Source organism: Ochrobactrum sp. AN78, assembly GCF_029909885.1.
GTDB classification, from domain to species: Bacteria; Pseudomonadota; Alphaproteobacteria; order Rhizobiales; family Rhizobiaceae; genus Brucella; species Brucella quorumnocens.
In genome coordinates, this window is record NZ_JASAMU010000002.1 from 268,702 (window position 1) to 285,448 (window position 16,747).

Here is a 16,747-nt window from a genome sequence, read left to right on the forward strand (position 1 = left end):
TCAGGCCTCCTGAGCATTCAGTTGCCGAGTATGTGCGTCTTCGACGCGCTGTACTTCATCGGCCGAGACATAGAAGTCTCTGTCATTGTTGAAGGAGTGGGCGATAGCAACTGCGAAGACCGCGATAAACGATGCAATTGCCAGCCACCAGATATGCCACACCATTGCAAAGCCAAATGGAATGCACAGGATACCGATGATGAAGCCTGTTCCGGTGTTCTTCGGCATATGAATGCGAGCGAACTTTTCGGTACGACGAACATAACCGTTCTGTTTCATATCCCACCAGCTGTCGTGATCACGCACGTGCGGAACTTCAGCGAAGTTGTAGAATGGTGGAGGCGAAGAAATCGACCACTCGAGCGTACGTCCAGTACCCCAGGAGTCGCCATCAACGACGCGCAGTTTTTCACGATCGCGAATAGAGATCATGATCTGGAGAACCTGGAAGACGATACCAAGCAGGATGATTGCAACGCCGATAGCGGCAATGATCAGGTAGATGTGCCATGCCGGATTTTCGGTGTGGTTCAGACGACGGGTCATACCCATCAAGCCGAGCACGTAGAGTGGCATGAACGCCATGATGAAGCCAACGAGCCAGCACCAGAACGCCTTCTTGCCGAGACCTTCATGCAGCTTGAAGCCGAAAGCCTTTGGCCACCAGTAGATGAGACCGGCAAAGCAACCGAACAGAACGCCCGAGATGATCACATTATGGAAGTGGGCGATCAGGAATACGGAATTGTGCAGCACGAAATCTGCAGGCGGAACAGCAAGCAGAACGCCCGTCATACCACCAACAACGAAGGTACACATGAAGCCGATGGTCCACATGACCGGCGTTTCCATGCGGACGCGCCCCTTATACATAGTGAAGAGCCAGTTGAAGACTTTTGCACCTGTGGGGATCGAGATGATCATGGTCGCAACGCCGAAGAAAGCGTTTACGCTTGCACCGCCACCCATGGTGAAGAAGTGGTGAACCCAGACGAGGAACGACAGAATGGTGATGGCAACGGTCGCATAAACCATCGACGCATAGCCAAACAGGCGCTTGCCCGAGAAGGTCGCAATGATTTCGGAGAAAACACCGAAGCAAGGCAGAACCAGAATATAGACTTCCGGGTGTCCCCAGATCCAGATGAGGTTGACATACATCATCGGATTACCGCCACCATCATTGGTGAAGAAGTGGAAATTCAGATAACGGTCAAGTGACAGCAGAGCGAGTGTCACAGTCAGGATCGGGAACGCAGCCACGATCAAGACGTTCGAGCAGAGTGCGGTCCAGGTGAAAACCGGAACCTGCATCATACCCATGCCGGGAGCACGCATCTTAATGATGGTGGTGATTAGGTTCACGCCCGAAAGCAGCGTACCCATACCGGAAATCTGCAGGGCCCAGATGTAATAATCCACCCCGACATCTGGACTGAACTCCTTGCCGGAAAGTGGCGGGTAAGCCAGCCAGCCAGTTTTCGCGAATTCACCGATACCGAGAGAAAGATTGATCAGGATCGCACCAGCAACCGTCAGCCAGAAGCTCAACGAGTTGAGGTATGGGAATGCCACGTCACGCGCACCGATCTGAAGCGGTACGGCAAAGTTCATCAGACCAACAATGAAAGGCATTGCCACGAAGAAGATCATGATCACGCCGTGAGCGGTGAATATCTGATCGTAATGGTGCGGCGGTAGGAAGCCTTCATTGGCGCCAGAAGCCAAAGCCTGCTGGGCACGCATCATCACAGCGTCCGAGAAGCCGCGGAACAGCATCACGAAGGCCAGGATGATGTACATGATGCCGATGCGCTTGTGATCGACAGAGGTCAGCCAGTCGTTCCACAGAACGCCCCACTTTTTATAGTAGGTAATGGCTGCGAGAATAGCGAGCGCCCCACCAGCTATCGCGGTCAGTGTGACCATGATGATAGGCTCGTGATAGGGGATCGCTTCGAGCGTAAGTTTTCCGAACATTTCTATTCTTACTTCGATTGGAGTGCGATCAGCAGCTTAGCCCCGGATAGAACATCGGGGCTAAGCTGCATCGGCAAATCAGTTTTCAAGCTGCGTAAGACGCTGCGGCTGGATGGCGCAAATGATGTCATTTGCCCACAGGCTGAAATCGACCGGCGATGACTTGCGTAGATTTGCGCGAGCGGCTTGAGCCATCTGGGCCTGATGCATCTGATCATCAAGGCAGACGGACTTGCCGTCCCAGCAACGGTTCACGATGTTATGAAACAGTGCCTTGTCATTATAGGCAAAGTGCTGAACCGGAGACTTCTCGCTCGGCTGAACGAGCGAAGCATAACGCTCACGCGACAGTTCCTGACCCGACGCCTTGGCATCGGCGATCCATTTGTCAAAGCCTGCCTGATCAACAGAATGAGCCTTGAAACGCATCTGGGCAAAGCCCTGACCGCTATAATTGGCGGAAATGCCGTCAAACACACCTTCATGATCGGCAATCAGGTGCAGCTTGGTCTGCATGCTTGGCATGGAATAGACCTGACTACCGAGCTGCGGAATGAAGAAGGAGTTCATGATATTGCTGGAGGTTAGCTTGAAATTGACCGGCACACCGACTGGCATTGCCATTTCATTGACCGATGCAACACCCTGATCCGGGTAGATGAACAGCCACTTCCAGTCGAGCGCAACAACTTCGACATTGATAGGCTTCACATTGGATTCCAGCGGACGATAAGGATCAAGCTTGTGCGTGGCGATCCATGTCACTGTACCAAGAACCACAATGATGGCGCATGGAATAAGCCAGACAGCAGCTTCAATCTTCGTCGAGTGATGCCAATCTGGCTTGTACTCTGCCTTGTCGTTGGTGGCACGATACTTCCAGGCGAAGTAAAGGGTCATAAAGATGACCGGCAGCACGACGAGAAGCATCAATCCAGTCGCAAAAAGCATGAGATCGCGTTCTGCCACACCGATCTCTCCCTTCGGAGAGAGCAGGACCTGGTTCTCGCAGCCGGCGAGGAACGCCGTGAGGGCCAAGACGGCGAACGAAACGATCGTCCGGGGGGTGCCGTGTTTCATTTGTCTTTCCATCCTGCGCGCAGAGCTTTTGCTCTGGTGCATTCGTCATTTCCTAGATTTCGGTAAGTTCTGAAAATTTCAAACGTACCGTTATAACGAATAATTCCGTTTGTCACGCGTCAGACCAAAAATGTATTGGATCGAAATGTCGCGGCTGCATATGCAATGTGAGTCATAATCGCCCCACCCGGAATCAAATTGGATAAAACCAATTCCCGTCGGTGGCTCCCTACAAGTTCATCTCTGAATTTTCAAGACGATATTCAATGTTAAACTGAAAGTGATTAAATCTTACTCGAAAATCAAATATATAGAATTCATGAAGATTAAATAATACTAATAGAGTTTATTCAAATTTGCGAAGGTTAATAAGTTCAACATATAACAGCTTCGACATTGCCTATAACATAGCGATGCAAATAACTCTATGCATTTCGCTTCGCATTGGACTCTAGAGGGCTCTTCAATCTGATTGAATCAGATCAGCGCTTTAACGTTTTATTTTAACGCGCATCTTTTCCGAAACTGTTTCACACTTTTCGGGGTGTGCTCAGATCGATTCCAGTTCGTGTTTTGATGTTATAGGTTACACTTGCAGGAATATGATCTAACGGAACGCTTATGATTTTTGGTAATTGGCCGATTGAAGAAACTGAAGGAGCGATGCTTGCTTATGCAATTACTGCAGGCTCCCACAGCTTTCGAAAAGGCACTCTGCTCACACGCGATCAGATCAAGATACTAGGACAGCAACGCATCACGCATGTTTTTGCCGCGCGCCTTGAGGAATACGACATTGGCGAAGATGAAGCGGCTCTTGCTATCGGAAAACTGCTGATTTCAGACAATATAGAGCCGGGCAAACCTGTTACTGGTCGTATAAATCTCTTCGCCCGTCACGACGGACTGTTCCACGCAGATGCGACAGCCATCGACAAAATCAACCTGCTCGATTCACGCATTTCGGTCGCAACCTTGCGCAACGATTGCCGCGTTAACGGCGGCCAGATGGTGGCTACGGTTAAAATCATTCCCTTTGCCGTCCCGGCAATGCTGATCGAGAGCCTCCACATCTTACAAGGCGGGCAGAACGTTCTTGATGTCAGATCATTCAAGGCGACGAAGATTGGGATGATACAATCTCAATTGCCCACCATACGTGACACCGTTCTCGACAAAACAACGGAGTTGATTGCCAAACGCGTGGAGCGCAATCACGGCTCAGTCATAAAGGAGTGTCGTGTTGCTCATGAACAAGATGCAATAGCAAAGGCAATCGACGAACTTCTTTCGTCCTGCGATGTGGTCCTGATCTTCAGCGCCGCTTCAATCGCAGACGCAGCTGATATTGTTCCGCGCTCAATCGTGGCGTCTGGCGGAGAGATTTTGCGCATAGGAATGCCGGTTGATCCGGGCAACCTTCTCGTTCTGGCACAGTGCCGCACCAAACCTATCGTCGTCGCCCCCGGATCAGCGCGCAGTGCTCGCGAGAACAGCCTCGACTGGGTTCTGGATCGCCTGATGGCAAACATGGATCTTACTGCAAATGATCTTGGGAAAATGGGCGTTGGAGGGCTTCTGCTTTAAAGCTGCCTCCGAAAAGCGTGAAATAGCTTTCTGAAAACGCTTAAGCGTCGTAGTCGAACACAAGAATGCCTTCGATGCCATTTTCGGCAAGTTCGACAAGCCTTGTTCCAACAATCACGTGGTCAGGGTGAGGAAGATAGGCATTGCGCGCTGCTGTATCCGCAAAATCGACGACAAAGCCATGCCGGAAACCCTTCTCCAGAGCTTCAGGACTGACATTCCCGCCTGTGCTGACGGCAACAATGCCATCAATCTTATCCCGCAGCGCGATAACCTGATTAAGCGCATCCTCAATATCACCAGACCCGATATCAGACCTGAACCGAATAAGAACGATGTGGCGTATCATTCGTTACCTCCCCATGAAATATCGCGCCACATTAGGACGCATCGCGGAAACTGTGAAACGATTTTCAGGAAGATATGTATGAAATCAAAAGCCATGGGCATGAGGAAGTTTTCATTCCCGATTTCGAACGGCTCCGGTTAAGAGTGAATCGTTGGGGCTGCGTCTCACTCTTTTTCGTTAGGTAGTTTCGAACGAAAGCCGCACCACTCCCCCTGAAAGGGCAAATGCGGTCAAAGTCCAGTGTGTCGTTTCCAAAACGAAAAAGGCCGGGCTGAACCCGACCTTCCGCTTTCATTCTGGTTGCGCCAGTACATCCGTGGTCGCATTGCCGAATGAATTCCCGATACATAGAGAGATTTAGCACCCGTCCATTTCAAGATTGTGACAATCACAAACATTCCGCCTGATTGCCTAAGGTATTTGCAGCCAAAACCAAACAGGCTGATAGTTCAGCTCTTAACAAATTGCTCGCCCTTGGAGCGGGGTTCGCTCTCAATCAATGAGATCAACGCTCCAATTGTTCGCTTTTGCGCGCATCTTTTCCGAAAACCGTTTCACAGTTTTACGGATGCGCTTAAATCAAACTGCTTCCGATCACGCTGCCATTGGCGTGTGCGTCGGTTCCTGATGGTTGTATTCCCAAACCTCGATCAAACATTGCCGCATCAGATCAAGATCCACCGGACCAATCCGGCTTAGTACGAGATCCAGCTCATCAGGCTCCACACCTCTGTTGAGAAGCTCAACGATTGCCTCGGTCAGAACTCTTTTGTCGTCAAATCTATAGCGCTGCATAAAACCTGCTCCGCTAATTGCCCCATTATGATACAGACAGACTAAACCAGTATGGTTAACCGAAGCTTACCTTTTGATAACCATTCCGGAAAAATCGGCCCCCGCTTGTTGGTTCATTTTCGTATTGATTAGTGATACCAAACCTAAAAAAGCCCCTATTAAATAAAATCAAAATATATTCTTATAACAACAATATTGCGCCTTATTCTTACTACATAGATTGAGGAATCCAAGCAAAAAACAATTTCGCCCTTCATTTAATCATGTGCTTTTAAATGAAAACCGTGAACTTCTTCAAAAGTCATGCATCATGGTCTTTAAACCGCATGCGCTTGCCCAGCCTCCTGATCCTAATCGGAGCAGGTTTTCTGGGCGGCTATCTTGTTACGATTCAATATAAGGGTAATGTCCATACAATCATCGCAGGACAAGCCTATCGCTCCAATCAGCCAAATCCGTCTCGTATCACTCAGCTGCAAGCACTTTATGGCATCAAGACGATCATAAACCTGCGCGGCGCTGAGCCTGGCGCAAAATGGTATGATGAAGAGGTTGCAACTTCCAAGGCCCTCGGCATTCAACACACTGATTACGCGATGTCGTCCAGCCGACAATTGACGGCCGAGCGAACACGCGAACTCATCACGCTCATGCAAAAAGCTGAAAAGCCGATCCTTATTCATTGCAAAGCGGGATCCGACAGAACCGGCCTCGCCGCAGCGCTCTATGTAGCGGCCGTCGCCAAAGGAAGCGAGCGCAAGGCCGAAGGCCAGATGTCAATCGTTTACGGTCATTTCGGCGTTCCATTCAGTCCGACTTATGCAATGGAGCAGAGCTTTGAATCTATCGAAGCTGAACTTGGCTTTCCCGGTTCCTGAAAATCGAACTAAAATTGGGAAGCGCACTGCGAGCCCAAAACAAAAACGCCGGGGATGAACCCCGGCGTTTTCTGTTATTTCAGACAGAGATCAGTCGAGACCGACGATCTTGCCATCCGACCACTTGAACACGTCGAAGCTTGGCGAAGACAGATCGCCCGTTTCGCCGTAAGTCAGCTTGCCGATAACCGTTTCGATTGGCTGACCGTCACGAAGAGCCTTCGCAACTGCTGCTGAATCGTCAGTCGTACCGGCGCGTTCAATACCGCTCGCAAGAACCTGAACAGCGGCATATGCATTCATTGTGAATGCTTCGACCGGAATGTTCTTGGCTGTCAGCGCATCAACAGCTTCCTTCGAAGCCGGGTTTTTGGTCGCATCAACGGCGTTGGTGAAGAGCGTGCCTTCAGCATTGGTGCCACCGATGGCCCAATATTCGGTATTGGACAGGCCTTCGCCGCCGAGGATCAAAGCTTTGAGGCCCGCATCATGCAGCTGACGGGACAGAAGACCGCCTTCACCATGATAGCCTCCGAAGTAAACGATTTCGGTTCCGGCGGCTTTCAGCTTGGAGACGAGCGCGCTGAAGTCCTTGTCGCCTGGGGTAACCGAATCATATTGAACTTCGGTGATACCGCCTTTGTTGATTGCAGCCTTGAAGGAATCTGCGAGACCCTTGCCGTAAGCGCCCTTGTCATGAACGATTGCGACCTTCTTGTCTTTGAAGTTCTTCAGGAAATAGTCGGCCATGACATCAGCCTGCTGGTCATCGCGGCCGCAAGTGCGGAACACGTTTTCCAGACCACGTGCGGTCAGATCCGGGCCCGTTGCGGTTGGCGTAACCATCAGAACGCCGTTTTCCGAGAAAACGTCGGAAACAGGAATTGCCACGCCGGTCGTGACCGGACCCACAACGAACTTGATGCCGTCGCCAACGATCTGGTTGGCAGCCGAAACGCCCTGCTTTGGTTCACCGGCGTCGTCAGCAAACTTCAGAACGATTTTTTCGCCCTTAATCCCACCCTTCGCATTGATGACTTCAACGGCGGTTTCCGCGCCCTTCTTGACCTGATCGCCATAAGCAGCAACCGGACCGGTAAGCGGCGCAACGACGCCAATCGTGATATCTGCATAAGCGGCACCGGCGAAGCCGAGTGTAGCGGCGAAAGCCACGCTGGAAAGCAGTTTCAGATTCATTCTTTTTCTCCTTTGGTGAGGTCTCGTTTTTTCCCGATGACCTCAGACAACCCATGCCGGTCAAATCTCAGCGCGCTTGCGCTGCCGATTTACCGGGCCCTCCCTTTTTTTCATCGTACGATCTCAAAGGGTCAATCCAAAAGCACGCCGCACCATCACCCTTTTCAGGCGCCAGAGCCATAATATTATCCGAAATCGCACCTGCTCTTTCGGAATCATGCTCCAGAATGGGAGCGAGCTTTCATGATGTAATAAGAATGCATTTCCGGCTTCCGATTGCAAGGGGCCAAGTGCCCGCAACTACAACGAAAATCGGCCTCCCAATAAATGCCTACCCTCCTCTTTTCCATGATGGTGAAAGCTTCGCAAAAAAGGCCGCGATCCCCTCGGCGGCCTCTGGCGTTTCCCATGTATCGGCAAGGCGGGTGAGCGTCATTTCGATCACTGCTTCATCAATCGGCGCGCCGAGTGAATGCACCAGCCGTTTTGAGGCCGCGACCGCTGCCGGGGCCGTCGAGAAATAGGGTTTTATCTCAGCTTCAATCGCTGCATCGAGACTCTCGAATTCGACCACCTCGTGCAGCAAGCCCATATGCCTTGCTGCTTCTGCATCAAACAGCCGTGCCGAGGTGAATGTGCGCAGCGCATGCGCCTGACCGATGCGAGCCACCACATAGGGGCTGATGGTTGCAGGAATAAGTCCTAGTTTGGTTTCCGTCAGCCCGAAGCGTGCGCCGGTCAAACCAATCGCGGCATCGCACACGCTGATAAGGCCAACACCGCCGCCATAGGCTTGCCCGTTGACGCGCCCGATCAATGGCTTTGGCAGGTCGCGCAAGGCTTTCAGCATCAGCGCCAGCTTGCGCGCCGCCTCAATACGGTCCGCGCGCGTTGCATTCACCTGTGCCTGCATCCAGCCAAGATCGCCGCCCGCACAAAAACTTGCGCCACTGCCCGTCAGTACCACGATACGCACAGCATCATCATTTGCCAGTCGAAGCGTTGCGTTTAGCAGCTCATCGATCATCAGATCGGAAAGCGCATTATGCTGCTCAGGACGGTTCAGCGTCAGTGTCGCGACGCCGCGCTCATCGACAGCAATGCGGATCGTCTCAAAGTCTGTCATGCCGCCCTGTCCTGCCGTAGCGCCTGTGCGAACAACGCGGCTGATCGGAGCCTGTCGATATCAAGGCCGGTTTCAAAACCAAGTCCATGCAACATCTCGGCGACCAATAGCGTATCGACGTTGCCCTTGGCACCTGGTGCAAATGGACAGCCGCCCAAGCCTCCGACCGAAGCGTCGAACACGCGCAAGCCGTTCTCCAGACTGACGCGAATATTATCAAGCGCCCGCCCATTGGTGTCATGGTAATGACCGGCAAGACTGTGTGCAGGAGCGATGTTCAAAACTGCATCAAGCATTGGTGTAACCGTTTCCGGTGTTCCTCGCCCGATTGTGTCGCCGAGGCTCACTTCATGACAGCCAAGCGAAAAGAGCTGTTCCGTGACATCAGCCACTGCCTGCGGGGCTGTTGGACCATCATAGGGGCATTCCACCACGCAGCTTACATAGCCGCGGATAGCCAGACCGTCATTGATGGCAGCTCCAATGACCGGTGCAAGCCGCTCGATGCTTTCCGCAATCGTGCAGTTGATATTGGCCTTGGAGAAACCTTCGGAAGCCGAAATAAAAACGGCAATTTCATCGACACCAGCAGCGGCTGCCGCTTCATAGCCCCTCATATTCGGCACCAGTGCCGAATAACGAACGCTGTCGGCACGGCGGATACCAGCCATGACGTCCGAAGCATCTGCCAGTTGTGGCACCCATTTGGGGCTGACGAAACTCGTTGCCTCTATACGGGAAAATCCGCAATCGGAAAGCCGGTCGATCAGTGCGATCTTGTCACGAGTCGGCACAAAACGTTTTTCATTTTGCAGGCCGTCACGCGCTGCCATTTCGACGATTTCCACGTGCTCAGCCATGTTCTTCCTCCAGTTCGATTAACAACGCACCCTCGTTGACCTGATCGCCCGCAGCAACGCTTACAGACGCGACCTTGCCATCACGCGGCGCTGTCAGTGAAAGCTCCATCTTCATGGCTTCCATCGTGACCATCCTTTCGCCTTTGGCGACGTTGGCTCCTTCGACAACCGAAACCAGCCTTATCAATCCGGGCATCGGCGATAGAATACGGCTTTCGCCTGAAGCTTCCTCTTGCCCACTGACAGACTGCACATGATGAAATATGGTGTCGTAGCCTTCAAACTGCACGGTTACATCGTCACCGATACGCAGAACAGACGCCGCAGCAACGCGGCCATCAATAGCAAACCGAACCAGACCATTGTCGTACGAGCAGACTTCGAGACCGCCAAAGACGAAGTCGAAATGCCTACTGCCTTTGATGGTGAAGCGCACCAACTGGCGCTCGCCGTGATGATCGAGCAGAACCGAATGCGATGCATCACCCCACAAACGAAAGCCCGGCAGGCGCGCCCAGGGATCGCTTTCTTGCGGTGCATTGAGAAGATCGAGCGCACCGAGTACAGCCAGTGCGAAAGCAATCTCGGAAGGCTTCTCGTCCCTGAACAGAACGGCCGTCTCACCTGCAATCAAGCCAGTATCGACATCGCCTTTACGGAAAGCCTCAAGCTTGCAAAGATCGGACAGGAACTGCCGATTGGTGACAAGTCCGGCGATACGAGTTTTGCCCAGCGCTATATCGAGCCGGTTCAGCGCCTCGTCGCGCGTTGCTCCATGGGTGATGATCTTTGCGATCATCGGATCGTAGAACGGCGTGATCGTATCACCCGTACGCACACCTGAATCGACACGTGCATTTTCCGGCGGTGCAAACAGTGCAAGCTTGCCTGTTGCGGGCAGAAAATCGCGCGCCGGATCTTCCGCATAAATCCGTGCCTCGAAAGCCCAGCCATTGATCGTAAGCTCGTCCTGACGTTTCGGCAAAGCTTCGCCTGATGCCACACGCAACTGCCATTCGACCAGATCAAGTCCGGTAATTGCTTCCGTCACAGGATGCTCAACCTGTAGCCGCGTATTCATTTCCATGAAGAAGAAGCGGTCGGCGCGAAGTCCTTCCGACACATCGGCGATGAATTCCACCGTACCCGCACCACTATAGCCAATAGCTTGTGCGGCCTTGACCGCAGCCTCGCCCATCGCAGCGCGCATCTCCTCCGTCATACAGGGGGCAGGTGCTTCCTCGATCACCTTTTGGTGGCGGCGTTGCAGCGAACAATCGCGCTCAAACAGATGCACGGCATTGCCAAAACCATCGCCAAAGACCTGTACTTCGATATGGCGCGGCTTGGTCATGTATTTTTCGACCAACACCGCATCATCACCGAACGAAGCTTGCGCCTCGCGCCGAGCGCTTTCAAGTGCAGTTGCGAAATCCGCGCCCTGATCGACACGCCTCATACCCTTGCCGCCGCCACCAGCCCGCGCCTTGATGAGCACCGGATAGGTGATTGCATCAGCCTTATTTTTAAGAAAAGCGCCGTCCTGATTGTCACCGTGATAGCCGGGCACGACAGGCACACTTGCTTTTTCCATCAGCGCCTTGGCGGCGTCTTTTAAGCCCATGGCGCGGATGGCTTTGGCCGAAGGGCCGATAAAGACAAGCCCCGCGGCCTCGACTGCGTCCACAAAGCCTGCGTTTTCAGACAAGAAACCATAACCCGGATGGATGGCTTCTGCTCCGGTATCCATGGCAGCTTTTATGATCGCTTGGATATTGAGATAGCTTTGCGCGGACGGTGCCGGGCCGACATGCACCGCCTCATCGGCCATTTCGACATGCAGCGCATTCGTGTCTGCATCGGAATAAATTGCGACAGTGATAATGCCCATTTTGCGTGCGGTGCGGATAACCCGGCAGGCAATTTCTCCGCGATTGGCAATCAGTATCTTTTTGAACATCTGATCGCCCTCACATTCTAAACAGGCCGAAACGCGTCAGCTCAACCGGCGCATTCAGCGTTGCAGAGAGTGAAAGACCGAGCACTTCGCGGCTCTTGCGCGGATCGACAATACCGTCATCCCAAAGCCTTGCCGACGCATAAAGCGGGTGGCTTTGGCGCTCGAACATTTCCAGTGTTGGGCGCTTGAACTCCGCTTCTTCCTCTGCCGACCAGCTACCGCCGGTTCGTTCAATCCCATCACGCTTGACCGTTGCCAGCACGCCTGCCGCCTGTTCGCCGCCCATCACCGCGACGCGGCTGTTCGGCCATGTCCACAAAAAGCGCGGCGAATAAGCCCGCCCCGCCATGCCGTAATTGCCCGCGCCATAGGAGGCGCCAATCAGCATGGTGATTTTGGGCACATTGGCGGTCGCAACTGCCGTCACCAGCTTGGCACCGTTCTTGGCTATGCCTTCGGCCTCATATTTTCGCCCGACCATGAAGCCGGTGATGTTTTGCAGAAAAACCAGCGGAATATTACGCTGGCAGCAAAGCTCGATGAAATGCGCGCCCTTGAGTGCTGCTTCAGAAAACAGCACACCATTATTGGCGATAATGCCGACCGGCATACCGTAGACGCTGGCAAAACCGCACACAAGCGTGGTGCCGTAGCGCGCCTTGAACTCATCGAAATCGGAACCGTCGACCAGACGTGCGATCACCTCGCGCACATCATAGGGAATGCGCGTATCGGCGGAAACGACACCCAGGATTTCTTCCGGGTCATAAAGCGGGGGAGCGCCGTCGCCTCTTGGAATGAACCCGCGCTTTTCGCGGTTGAGATTAGCAGCAATCGCACGCGCAATTTGCAGTGCATGCGCATCGTCATTGGCCAGATGATCGGCAACGCCGGAAAGCCTTGTATGCGTGTCACCACCGCCGAGATCTTCCGCGCTCACCACCTCTCCGGTTGCAGCTTTGACCAACGGTGGACCCGCCAGAAAGATGGTGCCCTGATTGCGCACGATCACTGTCTCGTCGCTCATGGCAGGCACGTACGCGCCGCCTGCCGTGCAAGAACCCATGACCACGGCGATTTGCGGAATGCCCGCCGCCGACATTTGCGCCTGATTATAAAAGATGCGCCCGAAATGATCGCGATCCGGGAATACCTCATCTTGATTAGGTAAGTTCGCACCGCCTGAATCGACCAGATAGATGCATGGAAGGCGGTTTTCGCCAGCGATCTCCTGCGCCCGCAGATGCTTTTTCACGGTGATAGGATAATAGGTGCCGCCCTTCACCGTCGCATCATTGCAGACGATCATGCATTCGCGGCGAGATACACGCCCGATGCCGGTGATAATGCCGCCTGAAGGCGCTGCACCCTCATACATGCCGTGAGCTGCTGTCAGCCCTACTTCCAGAAAAGGCGAACCAGGATCAAGCAATTGCGCGACGCGGTCACGTGGCAGAATTTTCCCCCGCGAAACATGGCGTTCACGCGCTTTCTCGCCGCCACCATCGATGGCAAGTTGAGAGGCTTCCGCTACGACATCGATCGCCGCCAGCATCGCCTTGCGATTGGCTTCAAAAGTGGTGCTGCGGGTCGAGATTTCTGATTTCAGAACCGGCATCAGCGGGTCTCCTGAAAGAGTTCCCGCCCGATCAGCATCCGCCGGATTTCCGACGTACCCGCACCAATTTCATAAAGCTTCGCGTCACGTAAGAGACGCCCGGTCGGATAATCACTGATATACCCATTGCCGCCCAGTGCCTGTATTGCCTGCAACGCCACCTGCGTGGCGTTTTCAGCTGCATAGAGAATGCAGCCAGCCGCGTCCTTACGCGTCGTCTCGCCACGATCACAGGCCGCTGCCACCGCATAAACATAGGCGCGTGAGGCATTGAACAGCACATACATATCGGCAAGTTTGCCTTGCATAAGCTGAAACTCGCCAATCGGTTGGTCGAACTGCTTGCGCTCATGCACATAAGGCACGACGACATCCAGACAAGCCGCCATGATACCAAGCGGACCACCCGCCAACACCACGCGCTCATAATCCAGGCCGGACATCAGCACATTGACGCCCTTGCCCACCTGCCCAAGCAGATTTTCAGCCGGAACTTCGCAATCCTCAAACACCAGTTCGCAGGTGTTGGATCCGCGCATGCCAAGCTTGTCGAGTTTTTGCGCTGTCGAAAAACCCTTAAAACCTTTCTCAACGAGAAATGCGCTAATGCCGCGCGAACCTGCCGCCAGATCGGTCTTGGCATACACCACCAGCACATCGGCATCAGGACCATTGGTAATCCACATTTTGTTGCCGTTGAGAACGTAACTTTCGCCGCGCTTTTCAGCGTGCAGCTTCATCGAAACAACGTCAGAACCAGCCCCCGGTTCGGACATGGCGAGCGCACCGACATGCTCACCGGAAATGAGTTTTGGCAGATATTTTGCGCGTTGTTCGGGAGAGCCGTTACGCTTGATCTGATTGACACAGAGATTGGAATGCGCGCCATAGCTCAGGCCAATCGACGCCGACGCGCGGCTGATTTCTTCCATGGCAATGCAATGAGCGAGATAGCCCATACCAGCACCGCCATAGTCTTCAGGAGCAGTGATCCCAAGCACACCAAGCTCACCCAGTTCACGCCACAGATGCATGGGAAATGCGTTGTTGCGGTCGGTGTCGGCAGCAAGCGGCGCAATGCGGCTTTCCGCAAAACGGCGCACAGTATCCCGAAGGGCTTCGATCTCCTCGTCAAGACCGAAGTTCATGCCCGATGCAAACATACTCGTCCTCCACAAGTTCTGCCCGGCTGCTGTTTTTAAGAACAGCTATGTTCCGGTCAGAGTGTCCCGTGGCGATCAAATAGGCAATGGGTTTGCGCGGCGTTCTGTGGCTATTTATTACCCTATAACGAAATTATCTTTCGCTGTCTAATCCTGCTCAAGATCGACAAGATTGCGATAAAGTTCCAGTGCTTCCGGGTTCGCCAGCGCTTCCCTGTTTTTCACGTCGCGTCCGTGCACAATGTCACGCACGGCAAGTTCAACGATTTTTCCAGACTTAGTACGCGGAATATCTTTGACCGCCACGATCTTCGCTGGCACATGGCGCGGCGTAGCACCTGTGCGGACTTTCGTCTTGATGCGTGCTTTCAGATCATCGTCAAGCGCAACACCCTCAATCAACCGCACGAACAGCACCACGCGCACGTCATGATCCCAATCCTGCCCGATGCAGAGCGCTTCCACGATCTCCGGCATCTGCTCTACCTGATTGTAAATCTCCGCCGTGCCGATCCGCACACCGCCTGGATTGAGCGTCGCATCCGAACGGCCATGAATGATGATGCCATCATGCGCGGTCCATTCAGCGAAATCGCCATGACACCAGATATTGTCGAAACGCTCGAAATAAGCCGCCTTATATTTCTCGCCGCCCGGGTCATTCCAGAATTGGAATGGCATAGAGGGGAAGGCTTTGGTGCAGACCAGTTCGCCTTTTTGCTCACGTACCGGCTTACCATCGTCGTCCCACACATCGACAGCCATGCCGAGACCCGCGCCTTGAATCTCGCCTTGCCACACTGGCTCGGTCGGCACACCGAGTACGAAGCAGGAAACGATATCCGTACCGCCTGAGATTGACGCCAGATGCACATCCTTCTTGATCCCCTCATAGACGAAGGCAAAGCCTTCCGGCGACAAGGGCGAGCCGGTGGAGGAGATTGTCCGCAGTGCGGAAAGATCATGCGTCTCGCTGGGCTTCAATCCCGCCTTCGCTACAGCATCGATGAACTTGGCCGACGTGCCGAAATAGGTCATGCCTTCGGCTGCCGCATAGTCAAACAATGCGTTCCCATCAGGATAGAAGGGCGAGCCGTCATAGAGCAACAATGTTGCGCCGGTGGCGATGCCTGACGCCAGCCAGTTCCACATCATCCAACCGCAAGTAGTGAAATAGAAGAAGCGGTCACCATCCCGTATATCAGCATGAAGCCGCAGCTCTTTCAGGTGCTGCAACAACACGCCACCTGCACGATGCACGATGCATTTTGGAATTCCGGTCGTACCCGAAGAAAACAGGATGTAAAGCGGATGATCGAATGGCTGGCGGGTGAATTCGACCTCTTTTGCCATGATTGATGCAAGTGCATCATCAAGCGCAATGCCCCTCTCGGCTCGGCTTGCAACAGCTTCTGCCTCACCAAGATAGGTCACGATGACGGATCGTTTTAATCCCGGCAACTTCGCCGTCACTTCTGCAATCTTGTCGGATACGTCTATGCGCTTGCCATTGTACCAGTAACCATCGCAAGCGAAAAACAGTTTTGGCTCAATCTGACCGAAGCGGTCCAGCACACCCTGAACGCCAAAATCCGGCGAGCAGGATGACCAGACAGCACCAATCGACGAGGTCGCCAGCATGAGAGCCACGGCTTCCGGCATATTGGGCATCATACCCGCGATACGATCACCGGGCTTTACCCCTTCTGCCAGCATAAATTGCTGGATCTTAGAGACGAGTGCATGAAGGTCATCCCATGTCAGGCGGCGCTCGACCTTGTTCTCCCCACGAAAGACGATTGCTTCAGTCTCGCCTTTCTTGTGCAGGAGGTTTTCTGCGAAATTGAGCATGGCTTGAGGGAAAAATTGCGCCGTACGCATATGGCCTTCGTCGATAAGAGCTATCTCGCCACGTTCACCAATTACATCGCAGAAATCCCAGAGCGACGTCCAGAAACCGGCACGATCTTCTACGGACCAGCAATGCAATGCCTGATAATCGGCAATTTTCCGACCTGTCCTCTCCTCTGCCTGCACGCGAAACTTCTCGAGCGCGCTTGCCGCGATGCGCCTAGCATCGGGTTGCCACAGCGGATGGATGTCAACGGAAATAGCCTCTTTAATCATCATTCCTCCCAGAATCATGTGAAGCTG

Annotated in this window: 13 protein-coding genes; 2 read left to right on the plus strand and 11 right to left on the minus strand. The window is 53.4% G+C overall.

The window, feature by feature from the left end:
• Positions 1-1,980, minus strand: coding sequence for a cytochrome o ubiquinol oxidase subunit I (gene cyoB / locus QBD00_RS04825; protein ID WP_318578786.1), 1,980 nt, complete (start codon positions 1,978-1,980; stop codon positions 1-3).
• A 78-nt stretch (positions 1,981-2,058) separates the two neighbouring features.
• Positions 2,059-3,060 carry a ubiquinol oxidase subunit II gene (gene cyoA, locus QBD00_RS04830; protein ID WP_095445817.1) on the minus strand — a complete coding sequence of 334 codons (1,002 nt, stop codon included), beginning with the start codon at positions 3,058-3,060 and terminating at the stop codon, positions 2,059-2,061.
• 621 nt (positions 3,061-3,681) lie between these two features.
• On the opposite strand from cyoA, the gene QBD00_RS04835 reads away from it, so the two are divergent.
• A complete protein-coding gene (locus QBD00_RS04835; RefSeq protein WP_318578787.1) occupies positions 3,682-4,647 on the plus strand; it encodes a molybdopterin-binding protein in 966 nt (321 codons plus the stop codon).
• 40 nt (positions 4,648-4,687) lie between these two features.
• On the opposite strand, the gene QBD00_RS04840 is transcribed toward QBD00_RS04835, so the two are convergent.
• Both QBD00_RS04840 and QBD00_RS04845 read right to left on the minus strand, forming a co-directional pair.
• The gene (locus tag QBD00_RS04840) at positions 4,688-4,996 is read right to left on the minus strand and encodes a Dabb family protein (protein ID WP_318578788.1); all 309 of its coding nucleotides are present in this window, start codon (positions 4,994-4,996) and stop codon (positions 4,688-4,690) included.
• A gap of 594 nt (positions 4,997-5,590) precedes the next feature.
• On the minus strand, positions 5,591-5,791 hold the full coding sequence (locus tag QBD00_RS04845; RefSeq protein WP_095445814.1) for a hypothetical protein: 201 nt from the start codon (positions 5,789-5,791) through the stop codon (positions 5,591-5,593).
• A gap of 284 nt (positions 5,792-6,075) precedes the next feature.
• Here QBD00_RS04845 and QBD00_RS04850 point away from each other — a divergent pair, with 284 nt between their 5' ends.
• On the plus strand, positions 6,076-6,669 hold the full coding sequence (locus tag QBD00_RS04850; RefSeq protein ID WP_412534994.1) for a tyrosine-protein phosphatase: 594 nt from the start codon (positions 6,076-6,078) through the stop codon (positions 6,667-6,669).
• A 90-nt stretch (positions 6,670-6,759) separates the two neighbouring features.
• On the opposite strand, the gene QBD00_RS04855 is transcribed toward QBD00_RS04850, so the two are convergent.
• The 7 genes from QBD00_RS04855 to QBD00_RS04885 form a co-directional block, all read right to left on the minus strand.
• On the minus strand, positions 6,760-7,866 hold the full coding sequence (locus tag QBD00_RS04855) for an ABC transporter substrate-binding protein (RefSeq protein ID WP_095445812.1): 1,107 nt from the start codon (positions 7,864-7,866) through the stop codon (positions 6,760-6,762).
• 331 nt (positions 7,867-8,197) lie between these two features.
• A complete protein-coding gene (locus QBD00_RS04860) occupies positions 8,198-8,992 on the minus strand; it encodes a crotonase/enoyl-CoA hydratase family protein (protein ID WP_318578790.1) in 795 nt (264 codons plus the stop codon).
• Positions 8,989-9,852 (minus strand): hydroxymethylglutaryl-CoA lyase, encoded by an 864-nt coding sequence (locus tag QBD00_RS04865; protein WP_318578791.1) that lies wholly within the window; start codon positions 9,850-9,852, stop codon positions 8,989-8,991. Before QBD00_RS04865 ends, QBD00_RS04860 begins: the two co-directional genes overlap by 4 nt.
• Complete coding sequence (locus QBD00_RS04870; protein ID WP_318578792.1) at positions 9,845-11,812, minus strand: acetyl/propionyl/methylcrotonyl-CoA carboxylase subunit alpha; 1,968 nt, start codon at positions 11,810-11,812, stop codon at positions 9,845-9,847. Before QBD00_RS04870 ends, QBD00_RS04865 begins: the two co-directional genes overlap by 8 nt.
• Positions 11,813-11,822: 10 nt before the next feature.
• Positions 11,823-13,430, minus strand: coding sequence for a carboxyl transferase domain-containing protein (locus QBD00_RS04875; protein ID WP_318578793.1), 1,608 nt, complete (start codon positions 13,428-13,430; stop codon positions 11,823-11,825).
• A complete protein-coding gene (locus QBD00_RS04880) occupies positions 13,430-14,578 on the minus strand; it encodes an isovaleryl-CoA dehydrogenase (protein WP_318578984.1) in 1,149 nt (382 codons plus the stop codon). Before QBD00_RS04880 ends, QBD00_RS04875 begins: the two co-directional genes overlap by 1 nt.
• Before the next feature lie 162 nt (positions 14,579-14,740).
• Positions 14,741-16,723 (minus strand): acetoacetate--CoA ligase, encoded by a 1,983-nt coding sequence (locus QBD00_RS04885; protein ID WP_318578794.1) that lies wholly within the window; start codon positions 16,721-16,723, stop codon positions 14,741-14,743.
• Positions 16,724-16,747 lie beyond the last annotated feature (24 nt).

Excerpts from the sequence above, each read along its gene's own strand:
- cyoB (WP_318578786.1), bottom strand. The coding sequence starts at position 1,980 with ATGTTCGGAAAACTTACGCTCGAAGCGATCCCCTATCACGAGCCTATC.
- cyoA (WP_095445817.1), bottom strand. The coding sequence starts at position 3,060 with ATGAAACACGGCACCCCCCGGACGATCGTTTCGTTCGCCGTCTTGGCC.
- QBD00_RS04835 (WP_318578787.1), top strand. The coding sequence starts at position 3,682 with ATGATTTTTGGTAATTGGCCGATTGAAGAAACTGAAGGAGCGATGCTT.
- QBD00_RS04840 (WP_318578788.1), bottom strand. The coding sequence starts at position 4,996 with ATGATACGCCACATCGTTCTTATTCGGTTCAGGTCTGATATCGGGTCT.
- QBD00_RS04845 (WP_095445814.1), bottom strand. The coding sequence starts at position 5,791 with ATGCAGCGCTATAGATTTGACGACAAAAGAGTTCTGACCGAGGCAATC.
- QBD00_RS04855 (WP_095445812.1), bottom strand. The coding sequence starts at position 7,866 with ATGAATCTGAAACTGCTTTCCAGCGTGGCTTTCGCCGCTACACTCGGC.
- QBD00_RS04860 (WP_318578790.1), bottom strand. The coding sequence starts at position 8,992 with ATGACAGACTTTGAGACGATCCGCATTGCTGTCGATGAGCGCGGCGTC.
- QBD00_RS04865 (WP_318578791.1), bottom strand. The coding sequence starts at position 9,852 with ATGGCTGAGCACGTGGAAATCGTCGAAATGGCAGCGCGTGACGGCCTG.
- QBD00_RS04870 (WP_318578792.1), bottom strand. The coding sequence starts at position 11,812 with ATGTTCAAAAAGATACTGATTGCCAATCGCGGAGAAATTGCCTGCCGG.
- QBD00_RS04875 (WP_318578793.1), bottom strand. The coding sequence starts at position 13,430 with ATGCCGGTTCTGAAATCAGAAATCTCGACCCGCAGCACCACTTTTGAA.
- QBD00_RS04880 (WP_318578984.1), bottom strand. The coding sequence starts at position 14,578 with ATGAACTTCGGTCTTGACGAGGAGATCGAAGCCCTTCGGGATACTGTG.
- QBD00_RS04885 (WP_318578794.1), bottom strand. The coding sequence starts at position 16,723 with ATGATGATTAAAGAGGCTATTTCCGTTGACATCCATCCGCTGTGGCAA.